Origin of the sequence: Streptomyces sp. NPDC047081, assembly GCF_040643775.1 — a bacterium.
Taxonomy (GTDB): Bacteria; Actinomycetota; Actinomycetes; order Streptomycetales; family Streptomycetaceae; genus Streptomyces.
Map to the genome: position 1 here is coordinate 130,210 of NZ_JBEYUY010000011.1, position 20,329 is coordinate 150,538.

Here is a 20,329-nt window from a genome sequence, read left to right on the forward strand (position 1 = left end):
CGTGTTCATGGTGGCTGGCTTCCATGGGAGATGCCGGGTTGTGGGAGCGCTCCCACTCGTTCCGGGCCCGAGCCTCCCGAACTCCCGAGAGGAAGCAGCGACATGTTCCGCAGCCTGCGAAGAGCGCTGTGCGCCGGTGCGGCGGCGCTCCTGCTGCCGCTGGCCGGCGCCGGGGTCCATCCGGCGGACGCGGCCGAGGCGCCCGGTGCCGGGTACTGGCACACCAGCGGCCGGCAGATCCTGGACGCGGCCGGGCAGCCGGTCCGGATCGCCGGGATCAACTGGTTCGGCTTCGAGACCGGCAACTACGTGGTCCACGGGCTCTGGTCCCGCGACTACAAGTCCATGATCGACCAGATGAGGTCGCTGGGCTACAACACCATCCGGCTGCCCTACAGCGACGACATCTTCAAGTCCTCCACCGTCCCCAACAGCATCGACTTCAGCAGCGGCAAGAACGCCGACCTGCAGGGCCTCAACTCCCTTCAGGTGATGGACAGGATCGTCGCGTACGCCGGTCAGGACGGGCTCAAAGTCATCCTCGACCGGCACCGGCCCGACGCGGGCGGGCAGTCGGCGCTCTGGTACACGGCGGCGGTCCCCGAGTCGACCTGGATCGCCAACCTCAAGGCGCTGGCGGCCCGTTACAAGGGCCAGGACACCGTCGTAGGCATCGATCTGCACAACGAGCCGCACGATCCCGCCTGTTGGGGCTGCGGGGACACGGCCACCGACTGGCGGCTGGCCGCCCAGCGGGCCGGGAACGCCGTGCTGGGGGTCAACCCCGCGCTGCTGATCTTCGTCGAGGGTGTGCAGACGTACAACGGCGTGTCCGGGTGGTGGGGCGGCAACCTGATGGGGGTCGCGCAGTACCCCGTGCAGCTCGATGTCGCGGGCCGGGTCGTGTACTCCGCGCACGACTACGCGACCAGCGTGGCCCAGCAGCCGTGGTTCGGTGACGCGTCCTTCCCGGACAACATGCCGGGCATCTGGGACAAGTACTGGGGCTACATCTTCAAGCAGAACATCGCGCCGGTGTGGGTGGGCGAGTTCGGTACGACGCTGGCGTCGGCCGTCGACCAGAAGTGGCTTGCGGCGCTGGTGAGTTACCTGCGGCCCACGTCGACGTACGGGGCCGACTCCTTCCACTGGACGTTCTGGTCGTGGAACCCCAACTCCGGTGACACGGGCGGCATCCTCAAGGACGACTGGACGACCGTGGACACCGTGAAGGACGGGTATCTCGCAAGCGTGAAGGCGCCGCTGTTCCCGGGCACGGGCGGCGGAAGCGGCGGTGGCTCCCCGGGGTCGGCCGCGTGCGGTGCCGCCTACACCGTCAGCAGCGACTGGGGGAGCGGGTTCAACGCCGAGGTGAAGGTCACCAACACCGGTACGGCGGCGATCTCGTCCTGGAAGGTGACCTGGACCTGGAGCGGCGGCCGGCAGGTCACCACCATGTGGAACGCCTCGTACACCCAGAGCGGCGCCACCGTGACCGCGGTGAACGCCGCGCACAACGGGAGTGTGCCGGTGGGTGGTTCGGTGACCTTCGGGTTCGGGGGCGCGCCCGGGGGCGGGGGTGTGCCGACGGTCAGCTGCGCTTCGGCATGAGCCCGTGCAACCGGCGCGGCTTGGGGGCGTCGAGCACGCTGACGCCGTTGTAGCGGAGGCCCAGGACGAAGAACATGGGAGTGGTGAAGAGCGCGACGGCGATCGCGATGATGCTGATGGGGAACAGGACCGGTAGCGACTGGCCCTCGGGCAGCGTCTTGCCGCCTTCGTGGACGGCGTAACCGAAGGCCACGACGAGGACGAGCAAGGACACTGCGGCAAGAGTCCGCAGGATGCCGGCGGTCCGGCGGGTACGGGCCTCGTCGCGGACCTGGGCCACGATGGCGGCGTCGCACTCCGAGCAGGTCAGTTGCACGGTGTGCTTGCCCGATGCCGGCCGGCGCACCCGGTACTCGGTGTCCTGCCAGGCGATCCTGCGGGTCCTGTTCACCACGCCGGTCGTCTTGTCGCTGAGGATGTGGCGCACCGCGACCTGCACGGTGCCGGGTATCGGTCTGTTCATGCCACAGCCGTACCCAGCGCACAGGGCCCTGTCACCGACAGGGCCCTGCAACAAGCTGCACGACCACGTGAACAACTACGTGGACAACCACGCAGGTCGGCCAGGGAGTTACAGCTTCTCGATCACGTAGTCGACGCACTTCGTCAGCGCGTCGATGTCCTCCGGGTCGATCGCCGGGAACATGGCGACGCGGAGCTGGTTGCGGCCGAGCTTGCGGTAGGGCTCGGTGTCGACGATGCCGTTGGCGCGCAGCACCTTGGCGACGGCGGCAGCGTCGACCTCGTCGGTGAAGTCGATCGTGCCGATGACCTGTGAGCGCTTCGCCGGGTCCGCGACGAACGGGTTGGCGAACTTCACGTCCTCGGCCCAGCCGTACAGCGTGCGCGCGGAGGTGGCCGTGCGGCGGACCGCCCAGTCCAGGCCGCCCTGGCCGTTGATCCACTCCAGCTGCTGGTTCAGCAGGAAGAGGGTGGAGAGCGCCGGGGTGTTGTACGTCTGGTTCTTGCGGGAGTTGTCGATCGCCGTCGGCAGGCTGAAGAACTCCGGGATGTGCCGTCCGCTCGCGTGGATGCGCTCGGCGCGCTCGATCGCGGCCGGGGAGAAGACGCCGATCCACAGGCCGCCGTCGGAGGCGAAGGACTTCTGCGGGGCGAAGTAGTAGACGTCCGTCTCCGCCACGTCCACCGGGAGGCCGCCGGCGCCGGAGGTTGCGTCGACCAGGACCAGGGCGCCCTCGTCGGCATCGGCCACGCGCTTGATCGGCATGGCGACGCCGGTCGAGGTCTCGTTGTGGGTGAAGGCGTAGACGTCGACGCCCGCCTCGGCAACCGGGTCGGGGTGCGTGCCGGGGTCGGTGGTGATGACGTCGGGCTCCGCCAGCCAGGGGGCGAGCTTCGCGGCCTTGGCGAACTTCGAGCTGAACTCGCCGAAGCTGAGGTGCTGCGACTTGTTCTCGATCAGGCCGTGCGTCGCGATGTCCCAGAACGCGGTCGACCCGCCGTTGCCGAGGACGACCTCGTAGCCCTCGGGCAGCTGGAACAGCTCGGAGATGCCCTCACGCACCTGGCCGACCAGGTTCTTGACCGGGGCCTGGCGGTGAGAGGTACCGAGCAGGGACGCACCGGTGGCGGCGAGCGCGTCCAGCGCTTCCGTCCGCACCTTGGAGGGGCCCGCGCCGAAACGTCCGTCGGCGGGCTTGATGTCAGCGGGAATCTGGATCTCAGCCACGGGGGGAGCGTAGCCGCTGGAGGAAACGTGGGCGAAACGTCGTCCGTCGGGTGAGACACGGGCGGGCCCGTACGGCCTCTCGTGGAGGGCCGCCTTCCGCGCCACACTCGGGGTCTGGGCGCAGGGGGGCGGGGCCGATGGACAGTGTGGACCACGGGAAGTACGAGTTGCGGCGAAGGCTCGGCCGCGGAGGCATGGGCGACGTCTGGGAGGCCGTGGACCTGGTGATGGAGCGCTCGGTCGTGGTGAAGCTGGTCCGCAAGGACCGCCAGGCCGACAAGGAGATGGGGGAGCGCTTTCTGAGGGAGTGCAAGCTCATCGGGCGGTTACAGCATCGCAACGTCGTACGTGCCTACAGCTGTGGATGGGACAAGGTCGACGGCCGCAGCGTGATGTACCTCGTCCTGGAGTTGCTCGACGGCATGTCCTTGGGCGACCGGATCCGGGAGGAGAGCAGAGGGAAGCGCCGGCTCTCGGTGGAGGACACGCTCGCTTGGGGCGTCGACATCTGCCAGGGGCTCGCGGCCGCCCATGAGAAGGGGCTCGTCCACCGCGACCTCAAACCGGACAACGTCCAGATCACCGCCGAGGGCACCGCCGTCATCCTCGACTTCGGGCTCGCCTGTCTCCAGGAGGACGAGCGGGGGACCCGGATCTCCGAGGAGGGTCTGATCGTGGGGACGGCCGCGTACATGTCCCCGGAACAGACCAAGGGCCGGCGGGTCGACCAGCGCTCGGACCTGTATTCGCTCGGTTGCCTGCTGTACGAGATGCTCACCGGCGATCCGCCTTTCCAGGGCTGGAACGTCATCCAGGAACACCAGCGGAAACCGCCGCTGCCGCCGAGGAGGATACGGGCGGACATCCCGGACGCCCTGGAAGAGCTCGTACTCGACCTGCTGGAGAAGCTGCCCGACAACCGTCCGCGGACAGCCGCCGAGGTGGCGCGGAGGCTGAAGGGCGTCGACGTGGTGGCGGCGCACCGGGAACCGGGACTGGATGCCGGTCCCCGACCGCGGACTGAGCAGCGCGAGGAGTGGAGCCCGGGACCGGAGAAGTGGTACGAGGTGGCCGGCGCGAGCCTGATCACCGGTCTCGGCACCTTCGGGCTGCTGTTCGGCGCCGGTGAGGTCGGCGCGGTTCCCTCGGTCGTCTGGGGTGCCGTGTTCGCCGCCGTTCTCTTCGTGTTCGGGGCGATGGCGAACTGGATGAGCCCGGATGCGGACACGGAGCTGGCGTGGAGCTGCCTCGGGGTACTGGGCTGGGTCGCGAGCGTGGTCGGATGCATCTGGCTCATGGCGGCCAGAGGCGACTTCCCCTGGTACTACGACTTTCTGATCGGCCTGGGCCTGAGCGGAGTCGTGCTCGTTCTCGAGTTCCTCGCCGTCATGGTCGGTGACGAGTGGGGCTGGAGCAGGGGTGCGGGCACGATGGCTCTGCTGGGCTCGGGCCTGCTCGCCGCTCTGGGCTGCGTGCTCTTCGCCGCGCACCTGCACTTCGTGTGGTGGACGACCGTCCTGACCGGGCTCGGACTGTGGGCCGGGACGCTCGTCCTCACCTCGATCGCATCCGCAATCGCATACGACCTGGCCCACCGCTGACCGCGGCCTCAGCCCTCCGACGCCCCCAACCGCACCGGCAACTCGAACAGATCGTTCTGGGTCACCACCGGCTTGTTGCGCAACTCGCCTGCCGGTACGGCCAGTTCGAGATCCGGGAAGCGCTCGTACAGCGCCGGGAGCGCCACCGACGCCTCCAGGCGGGAGAGGGCCGCGCCGGGGCAGACGTGGGGGCCGTGGCCGAAGGAGATGTGGCGGTTGGGGGAGGTGCGGGTGATGTCGAAGTCGGCCGCCGTGGGGCCGTGGGCCCGCTCGTCGCGGCCGATCGCGGCGTACGACACGATCAGCGCGTCGCCCGCCGGGAGGATCCGGTCGCCGACCTGGACGTCCTGTGTCGCGAAGCGGATCAGGACGTGCGAGGTGGGGGTGGAGTGGCGGAGGGTCTCCTCGATCACCGAGGACCAGTCCGCCTTCCCGGCGAGGACCAGGGCGCGCTGCTCGGGGTGGCGTGACAGCTGGACCACCGCGTTGACGATGAGGGAGATCGTCGTCTCGTGGCCCGCCGCGACCATCAGCTGGAGCGTGGAGACGATCTCCTCGTCCGTGAGGTGGTCACCGTCCTCGGAGGCCAGGATCAGGGCGGAGGTCAGGTCGTCACCGGGCTCGGCACGCTTGGCGGCGACCGTTGCCACCATGACGCCCGCGAGTTCCGTGAGGGTGGCGATGACCTCGGCGGGCGGGGTCTGCGTCGAGAAGAACTTCTCGAACAGCTCCTTGAGGCGGGGGAGTCGGGACTCCTCGATGCCCATGAGGTCGGCGATGACGTACATGGGGAGGGGGTAGGCGAAGGCCGCCTTCAGGTCGACGACGGCGCCCGGAGCCGGGGACAGGTCGTTCAGGAGGCCTTCGGTCAGCTCCGCTATCCGCTCCCGCATCCGCTCCACCCGCCGCGGCGTCAGCGCCTGCGCGACCAGCGCGCGCATCCGGCGGTGGTCCGCGCCGTCCACGGTCAGCATGGAACGGCCGGGATTGGCGAGCCCGATCAACGGCCAGTCCGGCGGGATCTCACCGCGCTGCCAGGCACCCCAGACGTTGATGTCCTTCACGAGCCGCGGGTCGGTCAGCAGCTGTTTCGCCTCGGCGTGATGCGTGACCGCCCAGACGGGGACCCCGCCCGGGAGTTCCACGGCGGCCAGTGGTCCCGCGGCGCGCAGCCTCGCGCTCTCGCCGTCGAGGTCGGTGACGAAGGGGTCCAGGGCGATACGGGTGTCTTCCATACCGGTGGTCATGGGGTAGCGCCTCCAAGGGCCGGGATCGTCGGAGTGCCGCGCCTGTCTCTCGGGGGTGGGGGAGTGCCGGACGCCGTCGGATCAGAGCGCCGGGAGCGGTGTGAAGCGGACCGGCAGGTGGGTCAGGCCTCTGAGCCAGGGGGAGGGGCGGCGGGTCAGGGATTCGGGCGGGACGGCCAGGTCGATGTCGGGGAGACGGTCCAGTACGACCTCGATGCCCGTGCGCGCGATGACCTCGGCGACCTCCTGCGCGGGGAACGGACACCGGTGCTCCCCGTGCCCGAAGGAGAAGTGCGCGCTGTTGCCGCCGGTGAGCGCGGAGCCGTCGGTACGGACCTGGGGGTCGGAGTTGGCGCCCTGGAGACCGAGCAGGAGCAGGTCCCCGGCGCGGATCCGCCGCCCGCCGAGCTGTGTGTCCCGGGAGGCCCAGCGGCCGGCCACGTTCTGCGTGGGCGTGTCCTCCCACAGCACCTCGTTCATGGCGTCGGCGACGCTGTTGCGGCCGCCGAAGAGCGAGGCCGCGAACCGTTCGTCGGTGAGCATCAGCCGCAGCGAGTTGCCGATCCAGTCGGCCGTCGGCTGATGGCCCGCCGCCATCATCACCATCAGGTCCTGGGCGATCTCCTCGTCGGTGAACCCGCTGCGGTTCGCGAGCATCCGCGATACGACGTCGTCCGCCGGCACGGCCCGCCGCTCGGCCAGCAACCGTGCCATGGACGCGGCCACATGGCCCTGCCCCGCGATCGCCCGCTCCCGCCCGTCGATCATGTCGTTGAGCGCGCTCACCAGCCCCGGCCCCTGCTCGTCCGGGAACCCGAACAGCCGCGCCAGTACCCGTACCGGCAGCAGCATCGCGTACTCGGCGACGAGGTCAGCCCCGCCGTTCGCGCAGATCCCGTCGATCAGCTCGTCCGCGAACTTCTCGGCGTACGTGCGCAGTTCGGACGGGTCGACCGCCTCCAGCGCGTCGCTGATCATCGCGGCGCGCTCGCGATGGCGTTCGCCGACGGTGTAGAGGATCGACGGCTGGCGGCGGCCGATCATCGGCAGCAGCGGCCAGTCGGCGGGGATGCGCTCCCACTGGTTCCACAGGTCCGAGTCCCGGCTGAACAGCACGGGATCGCCGGTGACCTGGTGCAGCTCGCGGTAGCCGAGCACCAGCCAGGCCGGTACGTCCCCGTCCAGCACGACCGGCGCCACGGCACCGTGCTCGCGCCGCATCTCCCGGTACAGCGCGGCCGGTTCGGCCTGGAACCTGGGCCCGCCGAGCGGTACGGGGGCGGGCGTGGGGAAGGGCGTGGGGACGGGCGCGGTCACAGGGCGAACTCCTCACGGCTGGTTTCAGAGGTTGCGGAGTGCAAGGAGCACCTGTTCCAGGACGTCGGGGTCGATGAAGGCCCCCTTGCGCGGGTGGCGGGCGCTGACGCGGCCCGCCGCGAGCAGGTCGGAGAGCAGGATCTTGGTGATGCTGACGGGCAGCCGCAGGCCGGCGGCCAACTCGACGACCGCGGTGGGGCGTTGGGCGAGCCGCAGGATCGTCGCGTGCTCCGACTGCATGCCGGTGGTCGGATCGCACTCGGCGACGACGAGGGTCACCAGGTCGAAGGGGTTGTCCGCGGCGGAGTGGGCGCGGCCACCGGTGAGGGTGTAGAGGCGGTCGGGTGAGTCGTCCCTGCCGGGGCGGCTCATGACGTCCGGGGCTGCGCGGTCAGGTGGAGGCCGAGTTGCTCGACGAGTTCGGTCATGTTGTGGCCGACGAGACCGGCGTCGGCGTCCTCGGCGGTCACGACGGCGAGGTGGGCGCCGTGGCCCGCCTCCACGATGAACAGCACGCCGCCGTAGAACTCGGTCATGGCCGAGCGCACACCTCCGCTGCCGTCCCCGAACTCCATGGACGCGCCGTGCGACAGCGACTGGATGCCGGCGGCGATCGCGGCGAGCTGATCGGCCTGGTCGACGGTGAGTTCGGGCGTCCGGCACAGCTTCAGCCCGTCCCGCGACAACACGAGCGCGTGCCGCGCCCCCGGAGTCCGCTCCAACAATCCCTCGATGAGCCAGGCGAGCTTTTCGTCAGCGGTGGACGTGCCGGTCATGAGGTGGTGGGGCCTTCCTGGTGGGAGGGAGCGGGGAGAGAGGGGGTGGGGGTGGCTGGTTCGGGGGTGTGCGGGGCGCGGGCTTCGGTGGCTTCGGTGGTGTCGGGCATACGGTCGCGGGTCTCGAAGCCGTGCGCTGTGTGTACGTCGATGCCGTGGGCGTCGGCGTCCGGTGCCGGTGGGGCCTGGTCCGAGAGGGAGCCGCGTACGGCCCGGCGGAAGCTGCTGAAGCGGGCGGCGCGGGCGAGGGGGTCGTCGAGGGAGATGCGGGCGGACTCGGGGGCGGAGGGGTCGGCATCGCCGAAGCCGTCGAAACCGTCGGCACGCGCGCGCGTACGTCCACGTTCCCGGTCGAACTCCGCCGCACGCGCGCGTGCCCGCTCCCGCTCACGCTCGGCCTCCGCGAGGGCCCGCCCACGACGCCGCTTGGGCAGCGCCACGGGAAGCCCGTCGCCGAGCGAACCGGCGCCGCGATCGGCGGCCTCATGGGTGCCTGAGCCGTCGAGCCCACCGCCGCTCCGGTGCTCGTCGTCGGACACATGCGCGTGCCCGTCGTACGCCACACGCGCGTGCCCGTTGGAGGACCCCGGCCCCGGTTCGTCCCCCGACACCCACGGCTTCCCGTCGGCCGGCATCCGAGGCGTCCCGTCGGCGGACTTCCGCACCTGCCCGTCGACCGGCAGCGGTAACTCCCCACTCCCCGGCCCGCCTTGACCGTCGTCGGCCACCCGCCCGGCCACCCCCACCCGCGGCAACGTCAGTCCCTCCTGCGGCCCGTTCCCGCTCACGTACTGCTCCGGTACGAGGATGTCCTGCGGGACCAGCATCAGGACGCCCGTGCCGCCGCGGGCCGACGGGCGGTAGGAGACCTTCAGGCCGTACTTGCGGGACAGCCGGCCCACCACGGCCAGGCCGAGGCGGGTGCCCGTGAGGCCGCCGAGGTCGGTCTCGTCGCCGGAGACCGCGCGTTCGGCGCGGCGGAGCTGGACGTCGCCCATCACCAGGCCGCTGTCCTCGACGGAGACGATGACCCCGGCCGGCACCTCCTCGACGTAGACATGCACCTCGGCCGTCGGCGGCGAGAAGTTGGCCGCGTTGTCGAGGAGTTCGGCCAGCGCGTGCATCACACCCTCCGCGGCGTGCCCCGCGACCGCGGCCTCGCTCGCGGAGTGCACCCGCACCCGCCGATACCCGCTGATCCGCCCCATCGCACCGCGCAGAATCGACTCCATGCCGATGGGCCGCGCCCAGCGCCGCCCCGAACGCGCCCCCGCCAGCACCGCCACGGAGTCCGCGAGCCGCCCCGCCTGCGCCGTACGGTGGTCGAGATGGAGCAGGTCGGCCAGGACGTCCTCGTCGTCGTGCCGCTCCTCCATCGCGCGCAGATCGGCGAGCATCCCGGTGGCCAGCGCCTGCATCCGCCCGGCCGCGTTCGCGGTCGCCGAGATCGCCGCGGCCCGCTCCTGGTCGGCCCGCCGCGCCCGTTCGGCCAGCCGCCCGTTCTCCGCGGTGAGCCGCGCCCGCTCCTCGGTGAACTCGGCGCTCAGCACGGCCCGTTCATGCACGAGTTCGGCGGCCAGCCGACCCCGCTCGTGCGTCAGCTCCTCGGTCAGCCGCGCGCGCTCCTGGTCGAACTCAGCGCTCTGCCGGATGCGGTCCTGCAGCAGCCGCCCGGTGTCCGCGGTCACGGCCTCCAGCCGGCGCCGGGTGATCCGTGCCGTCACGACCGCGCGCGTGGCCACGGTGACGGCCACACACAGCAGCAACGCGCCGATGCTCGCGCCGAGACCGAGCTCGGCACGCTGCGACCTCGGCGCCAGCGCGACCGCGCCGGCGACCGCCAGCGCGGCGAGGACGGCGGTGAGCAGGGGTACGGGCGCGAGGCTGCGAAGGCTGGGTCGTTCGCCGGGCAGGGTGGGGGCGGTCATGAATCGGGTCCTCGGTCGGAGTCCGCGGTCGAAGTCTTGCCGTGCGAGAAGCGACACCTGATGCTCAACTGGCGGTCACTATATGGGAGTTCGTGATCGAATTGGGAAGGTTCCGGATGCGTTCACAGTTTCCGCCGCCGATTCGTGAAGCCCTGCGTGAAGCCCTACGGGAAGCTTTGCGCATGGTGATGTTGACAGAGGCATCGTCACTGTCAGTGGCGGGATGCATGCTGGGAGCATGACGGATCTGGAGCGGGAGCTGCGGAGGGTCGTCCGGGGTGAGGTCGGTTTCGGCGTCACCGACCGGGCGCTGGTCACCATGGACGCGTCGAACTACCGGCGGGTCCCGCTGGGGGTCGTGGCCCCTCGCGACGCCGAGGACGTCGCGGCCGTACTGGCGGTGTGCCGCGAGCACGCCGTGCCGGTCGTGGCGCGCGGCGGCGGCACGTCGATCGCCGGCCAGGCCACCGGCACCGGCGTGGTCCTGGACTTCACCCGCCACATGAACCGCCTGGTCTCCCTCGACCCGGCCGCCCGCACCGCCGTCGTCCAGCCCGGCCTGGTCCTGGACCGCCTCCAGGAGGCCGCCGCCCCGCACGGCCTGCGCTTCGGCCCCGACCCCTCCACACACAGCCGCTGCACGCTCGGCGGCATGATCGGCAACAACTCCTGCGGCTCGCACTCGGTCGCCTGGGGCACGACGGCGGACAGCGTGAGCGAACTGGAGGTGCTCACCGCGCGCGGGCAGCGCCTGCGCCCCGGCCAGGGTTGGCAAGGCGCCCCGGAAGGCCTCCGGGCCCTGGTGGACGGGGACTTGGCCCGCCTGCGCACCGGCTTCCCTGACCTGCCCCGCCGTATCTCCGGCTATGCCCTGGACGCCCTGCTCCCCGAGAAGGGCACCGACGTGGCCCGCTCCTTCTGCGGCAGCGAGGGCACGCTGGGCGTGCTGACCGAAGCGGTCGTACGACTGGTCGAGGCACCCCGCGCGCGTGCGCTCGCCGTGCTCGGTTACGCCGACGAGAGCGCGGCGGCGGAGGCGGCGGCGGGCCTGCTGCCGTACCGCCCCCTGACGGTGGAGGGCATGGCGGCGGACCTGGTCCCGGCGTCCAGGGCGACCGGCCTGCCCCGAGGCGGGGCCTGGCTCTTCGTGGAGACGGGCGGAGACACACCGGACGAGGCACGCGCGCGTGCGCGGACGATCGCCGGTGCGGCCGACACGGTCGACTCCCTGATCGTCACCGACCCCGCAGACCAGCGGGCGCTGTGGCGGATCCGGGAGGACGCGAGTGGTACGGCGACGAGGATGCCGGACGGCAGCGAGGCCTGGCCGGGCTGGGAGGACTGCGCGGTTCCGCCGCCCCGGCTGGGCGCGTATCTACGGGACTTCCGCACCCTGCTGACCAGCCACCACCTACGAGGCACCCCGTACGGCCACTTCGGGGACGGCTGCATCCACGTCCGCATCGACTTCGACCTGCTCACGGAGCCGGGCATCGCCCGCTACCGCCGCTTCTCGGAGGAACTCGCCGAACTGGTGGTGGCCCACGGCGGCTCGCTCTCCGGCGAACACGGAGACGGACAGGCCCGGGCCGAGCTGCTGCCGAAGATGTACGGCGAGGACATGGTCGCCCTCTTCGAGCGGGCGAAGGACGTCTGGGACCCGGACGACCTCCTCAACCCCGGCATGCTGGTCCGCCCGTCCCCCCTGGACTCGAACCTCCGCTTCTCGCCCCTGCCCCGCAAGCCGGTCGAGGTGGCCTTCGGCTACCCGTCCGACGGCGGCGACTTCTCGGCGGCGGTACGACGGTGTGTCGGGGTCGCCAAATGCCGTACGACATCGGCCCCCGGGGCATCCGTCATGTGCCCGTCCTTCCGGGCGACCGGCGAGGAGGAGCACTCCACGCGCGGGCGTGCCCGGCTGCTGCACGAGATGCTGGCGGGCGAGGTGGTCACCGACGGCTGGCGGTCGACGGAGGTACGGGACGCGCTGGACCTGTGCCTGTCCTGCAAGGGCTGCCGCTCGGACTGCCCGGTCGAGGTCGACATGGCCACGTACAAGGCGGAGTTCCTGCACCACCACTACGAGGGCCGCCGCCGCCCGGCCGCGCACTACAGCATGGGCCGGCTGCCGGTATGGCTGAACTGGGTGGGCCGCACCCGCACAGCCTGGCTGGTCAACGCCCTCGCCTCGATCGGCCCGTTGGCCTCGCTCGCGAAACGGCTCGGGGGGATCGCGCCCGAGCGGGACATTCCGCGGGTGGCGGACGAGCGGTTCACGCAGTGGTACGGCCGCAGGGCGAGAGAGCAGATGCTGCGGATGATCCGGGAGCACGGGCTGGAGTACGAGGAGCCGGAAGAAGAGGAGACCGAAGAAGAAGCCGCCGAGGAGATCGACGGGGAGACCGACGGGGAGACCGACGAGGATATTGACGACGAAGGCGGCCTGCCCAAGCACGTCATCATCTGGCCGGACACCTTCACCGAGCACCTCTCGCCGGAAGTGGGCAAGGCGGCCGTGCGCGTCTTCGAGGCAGCCGGAATCATGCCGGTCCCGTTGCCGACGCTGCCCAGGCGGGTGAAGGAGGTGAGGGAGGCGGACGGCAGCACGTCGTTCACGCTCCGCCTGTGGCCGGCCCGCCGCCACCGCGTCTGCTGCGGCCTGACGTACATCTCGACGGGCCAACTGGACCGCGCCCGTGAGGTGTTGACGCGCACGCTGGACCAGTTCGGCGTGCTGCTCGACCCCGACCTGGCCGAAGCGCCGACCATCCCCTTCGTCGTCCTGGAACCCAGCTGCGCGGCGGCCCTCCGCACCGACCTCCCCGAACTCCTCCACGACGACCCGCGCGCGGCCCGCCTGGCGGCCTCGGTCATGACCTTCGCGGAGGCCCTGGAACGCCTGGCCCCCGACTGGACCCCACCCGCCCTGAACCGCCCGGTCACCGGCCAGACCCACTGCCACCAGCACGCGGTCCTGGGTGACGCTCCCGACCGCCGCCTGCGCGAGTCGGCAGGCCTGACCGGCGACCTGACAGGCGGCTGCTGCGGCCTGGCAGGCAACTTCGGCTTCGAGAAGGGCCACTACGAGGTGTCGAAGACCTGCGCGGAAGACCAACTGCTCCCGGCAGTACGAGAAGCCCCGCCCGGCACGGCAGTCCTGGCCGACGGCTACTCCTGCCGCACCCAACTGCAACAACTGGCCGGAGTCCGGGGCAGACATCTGGCGGAGGTACTGGCGGAGGGGCTGGACGAAGGGTCGGAGGGCCACCGTTCATAAGGTCGCTCTCAGGTTCATAAGGGAACTCTCAGGTTTGGCGCCCTCTCTCAGGAACCACCTAGGTATTCACAGCGCCTGTTTGCCGTTCCCTCGCCGACTTTGCCGTCCCTTGAGTTCCGCGCCGTGTAGGTTCTTCGACGTCGGGTTCCGGACGCGGAATTCAGCGAATGGCATCACAAGTACAGCGCGAACCAAGGAGTCGGAAATGAGCCTCAAGAAGCTCGCCCCGCTGCCCCCGAAGCCGAAGAACAAGCAGCTGCCGCCCCCGCCCCCGCCGAAGCCGAAGAAGAAGCACCACCCGAAGCCGGCGCCCAAGCCGCTGCCCGGCCAGGACAGCTGAACCAGCTGATTCACACTTGAAGAAAGGGGTCGATGGTGCACCGTCGGCCCCCTTTCTGATTTCCGGGAAAAGGGCAGGAAAGGGAGGGGAATGTGAAATGAGTAGGGATTATGAAGACGATGAGGAGCTCGAATACGAGGAAGACGACTTCACTCCCACCATTCCCGCCCGCACCGCCTTCCGTCGCTTCTGGCCGCTGACCAGAGGCCTGCGCCGCTGGCTGATCCTCGTCTGGGTGTGCACGGTCGTCGCCGCGCTCGCCGAGACCGAGGCGATCCTCGTGTTCAGCGACCTCACCGACAACGCCCTGCAGAAGGGCTCCCTCGCCGCGTTCTGGGGCCCGGCCGTGAAGTGGCTGGGCGTCGCCGTCGTCGGCGCGATCGTCGCGTACGCCGGCAACTCCCTCGCCGCCTGGGTCACCGAACGCTTCGTCATGCGACTGCGCGAGCATGTCTTCGACCACGTACAGCAGTTGCCCCCGCACTTCTTCCAACGCCACCGCCAGGGCGACCTGTTGTCCCGCCTGACCAGCGACGTCGACGCGATCGAGACCATGGTCGTATCGGGCTTGGTCGGTGCCGCCTCGGCGGCCTTCTCCGCCCTCTTCTATGCGGCCGCCGCCTTCTGGCTGCGCTGGGACCTCGCCGCCGCCACCTTCGTCCTCGCCCCCCTCTTCTGGCTCGCGGCCCGCCGCTTCTCCGGCTCCATCAAGGACGTCTCGCGCGAGGGCCGCGTCGCCGACGGCGCGATCACCTCCGTCGTCGAGGAGTCCCTCGGCAACATCGTGCTGACCCAGGCGTACGACCGCCGGGACGCCGAACGCCGGCGGCTGCACGAGGAGGCGACCGCCTGGTTCCGCGCCTCCGTCCGCTCGACCCGCCTCAACGAGGCGTACGAGCAGCTCGTGGCCGTCATCGAGACGGTGTGCGTGCTCGCGGTCATCGGCATCGGCGCCTGGGAGATCTCCACCGGCCGCATGACCCTCGGCCAGCTCCTCGCCTTCGCCGCCTTCCTCGGCTACCTCTACCCGCCGGTCCGCGGCCTCGCCCAGCTGGGCCTCACGGTCACCGCGGCGACCGCCGGCGCCGAGCGCCTCATCGAGATCCTCGACGTCGAACCGTCCGTCACCGACCCCCGCCACGGCACCGAGACCGGCCGCCCCGACGGCACGGTCGAACTCCGCGGCGTCACCTTCACCTACCCCGGCGCCGACACCACGGCCCTCCAGGACCTCTCCTTCACGGTCGCCCCCGGCGAGTTGGTGATCGTCACCGGCCCCAGCGGCGCCGGCAAGTCGACCGTCTCCAAGCTCCTCCTCCGCTTCTACGACCCCGAAGCGGGCGAAGTGCTCCTCGATGGCGTCCCCCTGCGCGACTTCCCCCTCGCCCGCCTGCGCGAGTACGTCACCCTCCTCCCGCAGGAGACCCTCGTCCTGCACGACACCGTCCGCGCCAACATCGCCTGCGGCCGCCCCGGCGCCAGCGACCAGGCCATCGAGGAGGCGGCGCGGGCGGCCGACGCGCACGACTTCATCGTCCGGCTGCCCGAGGGTTACGACACCCGGGTCGACCCCAACTCCGCCCGCCTGTCCGGCGGTCAGCTCCAGCGCCTCGCCATCGCCCGCGCGATCCTGCGCGACGCCCCGGTCCTCGTCCTCGACGAACCGACCACCGGCCTCGACGCGATGGCCGCCCGCCGGGTCGTGAAGCCCCTGCGCCGCCTGATGACCGGCCGTACGACCATCATGATCACCCACGACCTCAACCTCGCCCCCGACGCCGACCGCATCCTGGTCGTCGACCGCGGCCGGATCGTGGAGACGGGCCGCCACGACGAGCTGCTGGCGAGGGGTGGGGCGTACGCCCGGCTGCACCGTTCGCAGAACAGCGCGGTGATGGACACGGGGGAGCTGCGGATGCCGCTGTTCGTGGAACAGCCGGCGGCGCCGGCGCAGGCCGCCTACGGATACGAGGGGTACGACGCGTACGAGGCGTCCTGGCAAACACCGTCGTACACCTATGACGCCTACGACGCCTACCCGCAGTACGGCGGCCACGACCCGTACGCCGCCCCCGTCGCGACGATCCCCACCACCCTCCCCGACGGCCGTCCGCTCTTCCGTGACGAGGAGCCCTGGCCCGGGATCTGACGCGTCTCACACTCCAGGACAGCTGCAAAACGGGTTTACGTGCCTGACCGAGGTCATTACCCTGGACTCGGCAGTGCACCAAGTTGAACGAACCCCGAGCACCAGGACCGCCCGTGACCACGCCCGGCACCACCACCCCGTCCGCAGTGACGCATGCCCCGGCCGTGCCCGGCCCCCGGACCTCGCTCGGTCCGGTGGGCCTGGTGCTGGCGGGCGGTGTCTCCGTGCAGTTCGGCGCGGCGCTCGCGGTGAACCTGATGCCGCGGGCCGGCGCGCTGGGCGTCGTAACCCTGCGGCTCGTGGCGGCGGCCGTGGTCCTGCTCCTCTTCTGCCGCCCCCGTCTGCGCGGCCACTCGCGCTCCGACTGGGGCACGGTGATCGCCTTCGGCGTCACCTTGGGCGCGATGAACGGCCTGTTCTACCAGTCGGTCGCCCGCATCCCGCTCGGCGCGGCCGTCACCCTCGAAGTCCTCGGCCCGCTCGCGCTCTCGGTCCTCGCCTCCCGCCGCCTGGTCAACGTCGTGTGGGCCGGGCTCGCCCTGGCGGGCGTCTTCCTGCTCGGCGGCGGTGGCTTCGACGACCTCGACCTCGTCGGGGCGGCCTTCGCGTTGAGCGCGGGCGCGATGTGGGCGGCGTACATCGTCTTCAGCGCGCGCACGGGCCGCCGCTTCCCGCAGGCCGACGGCCTTGCCCTCGCGATGGCGGTCGGGGCGCTGCTGATGCTTCCGCTGGGCATAGCGGAATCGGGTACGAAGCTCCTCGACCCCACCACGATCGCCCTCGGCTCGGCGGTCGCGGTGATGTCCTCGGTCCTGCCCTACACCCTCGAACTCCTCGCCCTCCGCCGCCTCCCCGCCTCCACCTTCGCCATCATGATGAGCCTGGAACCGGCCCTGGCGGCCACGGCCGGCTTCCTCATCCTGGGCCAGGCCCTCAGCCTGGTGCAGGCAGCGGCGATCGCGCTGGTGATCGCGGCGAGCATGGGGGCGGTGCGGACACAGGTGGGGCGGGGCAAGGCCGGTACGGCTCCGGCTCCGGCAGCGGTGGCGCCGGAGGCGTGACGGCCCGGCCGCCCTCTGGTTGCGGCGCGTCAGGACGTTGGCGACGGCGCGTAGTGGCGGGCGAGGTCGGTGACGAGGTCACGGAGGTGAGCCCTCGCTTCGGCGGGGCCGTGCACAGTGATGGTGCTCCCGAACGGCAGTAGCGTTCGCACGTCCTCCAGGTGCAGGAAGCGGATCCTCACCCTGTGGCCGGTGGCGGATTCCTCAGGGTCGTCCGGGACGAGTCGTTGGCCGAGGATCCGTCGCGCTCGCTCGATCTGGGTTTCGTCGATGGTGGCGCTGACCTCTATCGCATGGTTGTGCTCCCACTGGTCGACGAGCGCCGCGGCGACGGTGGCCAGGGTCTGGTTCTCGCGGATCCGTCGTGGCCGGTCGACTTCTTCCCATGCCGTGATCCGTTCGAGCCGGTACATCCGTGGCACTCGGGCGTGGTCGGCGACGAGGTACCAGATGCCCGCCTTGGCCAACAGCCCGAAGGGATCCACGACCAGGTCGCGGGGGCATGATTCGCGTGGGCTGTCGTACTCGATCCGTAGCCGGCGACCGCGCCGCACCGGGCCGATCAGCGCAGCGGGAGTCGTGCCGGAAGCTCGTGCCTGGAGCCAGGGACGGCTGTCCACGTGCACCACGTCGGTGAGCGGCAGGAGCTCATCGACCCGATGCGGCTGTGCAGCGGCGATCTTGGAGAGCGCGCGCCGGCTTTCGGCCGATGCGTCGAGTTCCGCGCGTTGCTTCTCGTCCAGCCCGGTGAGCGACAGATGATCGCGCTCGCCCGGTGTGAGTCGCGTGAGGTCGAGCCCGGACCCGGGCAGCATGGTCACGCCTCCGAGGCGGCCCCGTTGCGCGGTCACCGGCAGACCGGCGTCGCGGAGCCAGTTCAGGTCCCGGGTGATGGTCCGAAGGGACACCCCGAGCGCCGAGGCGAGTTCCTGTGTGGTCACGGCATTCCTCGATGCCAGGAGCAGCATCAGGGAGAAGAAGCGGTCAGGGGTCACACACCAATTTTTTCCAGGAATTGCGACAGGATGCGGCGCATATCCCGGTCAGGCTGGACCCATGAACACATCCGTCATCTCCATCGTCTATGTGAACGACGCTCCCGCCGCAGCGCGTTTCTACGGCGACCTCCTCGGCATGAGCCCCTCGTTCGAGACTCCGGGATACATCACCTTCGACCTCGGGCCAGGCGCTGACCTCGCTGTGTGGTCCGGCCGGTTCGAGGATCTGTCGGCGGACGTCCCACGAACCAGTGAGGTGTGTCTGGCCACCGACGGTGGGCCCGACGAGGTCAACGCACTCTTCATGCAGTGGCAGTCCAAGGGCGTCACGATCCTGCGCGAGCCACATGACGCGGGGTTCGGGCTGACCTTCCTCGCCGCCGATCCGGACGGGAACCGTATCCGCGTCGCACCGCGGGGCTGAAAGGCCCTAGCCGGCGACTTTCTCCCACACCGACACGTGCTGCTTGCTCTCGCCGGTGAAGGGTTCCCGGGACCACCCGTCCCACCGCTCACGCAGCCGCATCCCGGCCAGCCGGGCCATGAGGTCGAGCTCCGAGGGCCATACGTACCGGAACGGGACGGCGAGATACGACCCGCGCCCGTCCTCGTCGACCCTCACGTGGTGCGAGCTCATCGACTGAGTCGCCAGGTCGTCGTACAGGTCGAACCCGACCCGACCGTCACCGACCCGGAACGGTACGGCGTTCTGCCCGGGCGGCAGCCGTCGCAGATCGGGGATGCCGACCTCGACGACGAAGTGCCCGCCGGGTTCCAGGTGCTCGGCGACATTGCGGAAGCAGTCGACCTGGGCGTCCTGGGAGGTCAGATTCATGATCGTGTTGAAGACGAGGTAGGCGAGGGAGAATCCTCCGTCGGCCTCGCCTTCGACCTCGACCTTGGCCGTGCTGAAGTCCCCGATGGTCACGCCGATCGCGTCCCCACCCGGCTTGGCCCGCATCCGTTCCACCATGGCCCGGGACATCTCGATGCCGTGCACCTCTACGCCCCGTTCGGCCAACGGCAACGCGATACGCCCGGTGCCGATCCCTAGTTCGAGGGCACGCCCGCCCCCGGCCAACTCCGCCAACAGATCCACGACCGGCCCGACCACATCCGACGCGAACATGCCCGCCGCGGACTCGTCATACCCCGCGGCAACCGACTCTCCGAAGTAACCGTCGTCATCAAGCACCGGGTGACGGTACTTCGGGGGTGGTGGGGGGCGCGCGGGATTTTCCGGGCACGGCACCTTCGCACCTTGCCTCAGATATTAGTTAGTGCTAATGTTTTGGGGTGGCCGAACCATATGAGCTGCGGTTCTTTGAAGATGTGCTGGACTGGATCAAGACGCTTGCCAAGGAGGACCCGGACAGCCACCTTCATGTCATAGCCGCTCTGGAACGGCTCCAAGAAGTAGGTCCGGCGCTTCGGCGCCCGACGGTTGGCGCGATCGACAAGAGCCGCTACCGGAACATGCGGGAGCTGCGTCCGCGCAGCGGTGGGACGGTGAGCATCCGGATGCTGTTCGTCTTCGACCCCGAACGACGGGCCATCTTCCTGGTGGCGGGCAACAAGGCGGCAGGACGGCAGTGGTCGGCCTGGTATCCCAAGGCGATCAAGGAAGCGGACGACAAGTACACGGCTTACCTTGAAGCGCTGGAGCAGGAGAAGAAGGAGGGGCAGGGCAGATGAATCTCGGCAGCATGGCCGACCTGACGGCCGACATCACCCCCGAGAAGCGCGAGCGCATCGATGCCATCAAGGCGGAGATGGTCGACGCCGAGCGGGGACACGAACTGGCCGCTCTCCGTAAGGCCCAGGGCTTCACACAGGTCCAGGTCGCCAAGGCCATGGGGGTCACCCAGGGGCGGGTCAGCCAGATCGAGCGAGGCCTGGCCCGCCTGGACACGTCGACCATGGCGGCGTATCTGCACGCGATCGGTGGCGAGTTGACCATAACCGCCACGGTGGGCAACCTCTCGGTGAAGCTGTAGGGGCGGTGAACCTCCGGGTGGATGAGGCGATCCACGAGTGCTCCCCGTGGGTGGAGGGGCGGCTGCTTCCGTGCCCGGAGCGCACTCCCGGGGCGCTGCGCGCCGCGTGCGCCGTTGTGGCCCCTCAGCTTCTGGCCGCTTACGACCAGGCCAAGGACCAAGCACTCGCAGAAGCGGTGGAGTACGGCTCGCTCGCCGGCACGAGACCACTTGGCAAGGGCGGCGGCCATCTACCGAGATGCGGCGCGGGCGTTCTCAGGTCCTCATGAGCCTTGACCTTGCCCAAAGGTGAAGGCCGACAGTGTCCGAGGTGACCAAGCCGGCGAGCTGGACATGA

The 20,329-nt window shown here is 70.3% G+C and carries 18 protein-coding genes; 9 read left to right on the plus strand and 9 right to left on the minus strand.

The genetic code is table 11. The features are described from left to right. Positions 1–102: 102 nt before the first annotated feature. Positions 103–1,611, plus strand: a complete 1,509-nt coding sequence (locus tag ABZ848_RS22430; RefSeq protein ID WP_360834398.1) for a cellulase family glycosylhydrolase — start codon at positions 103–105, stop codon at positions 1,609–1,611. On the opposite strand, the gene ABZ848_RS22435 is transcribed toward ABZ848_RS22430, so the two are convergent. Both ABZ848_RS22435 and serC read right to left on the minus strand, forming a co-directional pair. Beyond that, a complete protein-coding gene (locus tag ABZ848_RS22435; protein WP_360834400.1) occupies positions 1,592–2,074 on the minus strand; it encodes a hypothetical protein in 483 nt (160 codons plus the stop codon). The genes ABZ848_RS22430 and ABZ848_RS22435 overlap by 20 nt on opposite strands. 108 nt (positions 2,075–2,182) lie before the next feature. After that, the gene (gene serC / locus ABZ848_RS22440) at positions 2,183–3,301 is read right to left on the minus strand and encodes a phosphoserine transaminase (RefSeq protein WP_360834402.1); all 1,119 of its coding nucleotides are present in this window, start codon (positions 3,299–3,301) and stop codon (positions 2,183–2,185) included. Positions 3,302–3,438: 137 nt separating this feature from the next. Between serC and ABZ848_RS22445 the strand changes: the two genes are divergently transcribed. Next, positions 3,439–4,902 (plus strand): serine/threonine-protein kinase, encoded by a 1,464-nt coding sequence (locus ABZ848_RS22445; protein ID WP_360834404.1) that lies wholly within the window; start codon positions 3,439–3,441, stop codon positions 4,900–4,902. A gap of 8 nt (positions 4,903–4,910) precedes the next feature. Here the strand turns inward: ABZ848_RS22445 and ABZ848_RS22450 are convergent, their stop codons facing one another. From ABZ848_RS22450 to ABZ848_RS22470, 5 genes are all read right to left on the minus strand, one after another. Further along, positions 4,911–6,149: a cytochrome P450 gene (locus ABZ848_RS22450; RefSeq protein WP_360834406.1), complete on the minus strand. Its 1,239-nt coding sequence runs from the start codon at positions 6,147–6,149 to the stop codon at positions 4,911–4,913. Between the two features lie 81 nt (positions 6,150–6,230). Next, positions 6,231–7,466 (minus strand): cytochrome P450, encoded by a 1,236-nt coding sequence (locus tag ABZ848_RS22455; protein ID WP_360834408.1) that lies wholly within the window; start codon positions 7,464–7,466, stop codon positions 6,231–6,233. Between the two features lie 24 nt (positions 7,467–7,490). After that, positions 7,491–7,838 carry a DUF742 domain-containing protein gene (locus ABZ848_RS22460; RefSeq protein ID WP_360834410.1) on the minus strand — a complete coding sequence of 116 codons (348 nt, stop codon included), beginning with the start codon at positions 7,836–7,838 and terminating at the stop codon, positions 7,491–7,493. Continuing rightward, a complete protein-coding gene (locus ABZ848_RS22465) occupies positions 7,835–8,242 on the minus strand; it encodes a roadblock/LC7 domain-containing protein (RefSeq protein ID WP_360834412.1) in 408 nt (135 codons plus the stop codon). The genes ABZ848_RS22460 and ABZ848_RS22465 overlap by 4 nt, the downstream gene beginning before the upstream one ends. Beyond that, positions 8,239–10,170, minus strand: a complete 1,932-nt coding sequence (locus tag ABZ848_RS22470) for an ATP-binding protein (RefSeq protein WP_360834414.1) — start codon at positions 10,168–10,170, stop codon at positions 8,239–8,241. The genes ABZ848_RS22465 and ABZ848_RS22470 overlap by 4 nt, the downstream gene beginning before the upstream one ends. Positions 10,171–10,408: 238 nt before the next feature. Between ABZ848_RS22470 and ABZ848_RS22475 the strand changes: the two genes are divergently transcribed. The 4 genes from ABZ848_RS22475 (at position 10,409) to ABZ848_RS22490 (ending at position 16,997) form a co-directional block, all read left to right on the plus strand. After that, entirely contained in the window at positions 10,409–13,447 is a 3,039-nt protein-coding gene (locus tag ABZ848_RS22475) for an FAD-binding and (Fe-S)-binding domain-containing protein (RefSeq protein WP_360834416.1), read from the plus strand. Between the two features lie 205 nt (positions 13,448–13,652). After that, the gene (locus tag ABZ848_RS22480) at positions 13,653–13,787 is read left to right on the plus strand and encodes a hypothetical protein (protein WP_278196063.1); all 135 of its coding nucleotides are present in this window, start codon (positions 13,653–13,655) and stop codon (positions 13,785–13,787) included. Positions 13,788–13,884: 97 nt separating this feature from the next. After that, a complete protein-coding gene (locus ABZ848_RS22485; RefSeq protein ID WP_360834418.1) occupies positions 13,885–15,936 on the plus strand; it encodes an ABC transporter ATP-binding protein in 2,052 nt (683 codons plus the stop codon). A 113-nt stretch (positions 15,937–16,049) separates the two neighbouring features. Beyond that, the gene (locus ABZ848_RS22490) at positions 16,050–16,997 is read left to right on the plus strand and encodes an EamA family transporter (protein ID WP_360834420.1); all 948 of its coding nucleotides are present in this window, start codon (positions 16,050–16,052) and stop codon (positions 16,995–16,997) included. A 29-nt stretch (positions 16,998–17,026) separates the two neighbouring features. Here the strand turns inward: ABZ848_RS22490 and ABZ848_RS22495 are convergent, their stop codons facing one another. Next, positions 17,027–17,992 carry a WYL domain-containing protein gene (locus ABZ848_RS22495; RefSeq protein ID WP_360834422.1) on the minus strand — a complete coding sequence of 322 codons (966 nt, stop codon included), beginning with the start codon at positions 17,990–17,992 and terminating at the stop codon, positions 17,027–17,029. Between the two features lie 61 nt (positions 17,993–18,053). On the opposite strand from ABZ848_RS22495, the gene ABZ848_RS22500 reads away from it, so the two are divergent. Further along, a complete protein-coding gene (locus ABZ848_RS22500; protein ID WP_360834424.1) occupies positions 18,054–18,419 on the plus strand; it encodes a VOC family protein in 366 nt (121 codons plus the stop codon). 6 nt (positions 18,420–18,425) lie between these two features. Here the strand turns inward: ABZ848_RS22500 and ABZ848_RS22505 are convergent, their stop codons facing one another. Then, positions 18,426–19,190, minus strand: a complete 765-nt coding sequence (locus ABZ848_RS22505) for a class I SAM-dependent methyltransferase (RefSeq protein ID WP_360834426.1) — start codon at positions 19,188–19,190, stop codon at positions 18,426–18,428. Positions 19,191–19,291: 101 nt separating this feature from the next. Between ABZ848_RS22505 and ABZ848_RS22510 the strand changes: the two genes are divergently transcribed. Then, entirely contained in the window at positions 19,292–19,690 is a 399-nt protein-coding gene (locus ABZ848_RS22510; protein ID WP_360834428.1) for a type II toxin-antitoxin system RelE/ParE family toxin, read from the plus strand. Further along, positions 19,687–19,992 carry a helix-turn-helix transcriptional regulator gene (locus tag ABZ848_RS22515; RefSeq protein WP_360834430.1) on the plus strand — a complete coding sequence of 102 codons (306 nt, stop codon included), beginning with the start codon at positions 19,687–19,689 and terminating at the stop codon, positions 19,990–19,992. The genes ABZ848_RS22510 and ABZ848_RS22515 overlap by 4 nt, the downstream gene beginning before the upstream one ends. Positions 19,993–20,329 lie beyond the last annotated feature (337 nt).

Bases quoted from the DNA above. Each gene is read 5' to 3' on its own strand.
- ABZ848_RS22435 (WP_360834400.1), bottom strand. From the start codon at position 2,074: ATGAACAGACCGATACCCGGCACCGTGCAGGTCGCGGTGCGCCACATC.
- ABZ848_RS22460 (WP_360834410.1), bottom strand. From the start codon at position 7,838: ATGAGCCGCCCCGGCAGGGACGACTCACCCGACCGCCTCTACACCCTC.
- ABZ848_RS22515 (WP_360834430.1), top strand. From the start codon at position 19,687: ATGAATCTCGGCAGCATGGCCGACCTGACGGCCGACATCACCCCCGAG.
- ABZ848_RS22480 (WP_278196063.1), top strand. From the start codon at position 13,653: ATGAGCCTCAAGAAGCTCGCCCCGCTGCCCCCGAAGCCGAAGAACAAG.
- ABZ848_RS22430 (WP_360834398.1), top strand. From the start codon at position 103: ATGTTCCGCAGCCTGCGAAGAGCGCTGTGCGCCGGTGCGGCGGCGCTC.
- ABZ848_RS22465 (WP_360834412.1), bottom strand. From the start codon at position 8,242: ATGACCGGCACGTCCACCGCTGACGAAAAGCTCGCCTGGCTCATCGAG.
- ABZ848_RS22500 (WP_360834424.1), top strand. From the start codon at position 18,054: ATGAACACATCCGTCATCTCCATCGTCTATGTGAACGACGCTCCCGCC.
- ABZ848_RS22485 (WP_360834418.1), top strand. From the start codon at position 13,885: ATGAGTAGGGATTATGAAGACGATGAGGAGCTCGAATACGAGGAAGAC.
- ABZ848_RS22470 (WP_360834414.1), bottom strand. From the start codon at position 10,170: ATGACCGCCCCCACCCTGCCCGGCGAACGACCCAGCCTTCGCAGCCTC.
- ABZ848_RS22475 (WP_360834416.1), top strand. From the start codon at position 10,409: ATGACGGATCTGGAGCGGGAGCTGCGGAGGGTCGTCCGGGGTGAGGTC.
- ABZ848_RS22450 (WP_360834406.1), bottom strand. From the start codon at position 6,149: ATGACCACCGGTATGGAAGACACCCGTATCGCCCTGGACCCCTTCGTC.
- ABZ848_RS22445 (WP_360834404.1), top strand. From the start codon at position 3,439: ATGGACAGTGTGGACCACGGGAAGTACGAGTTGCGGCGAAGGCTCGGC.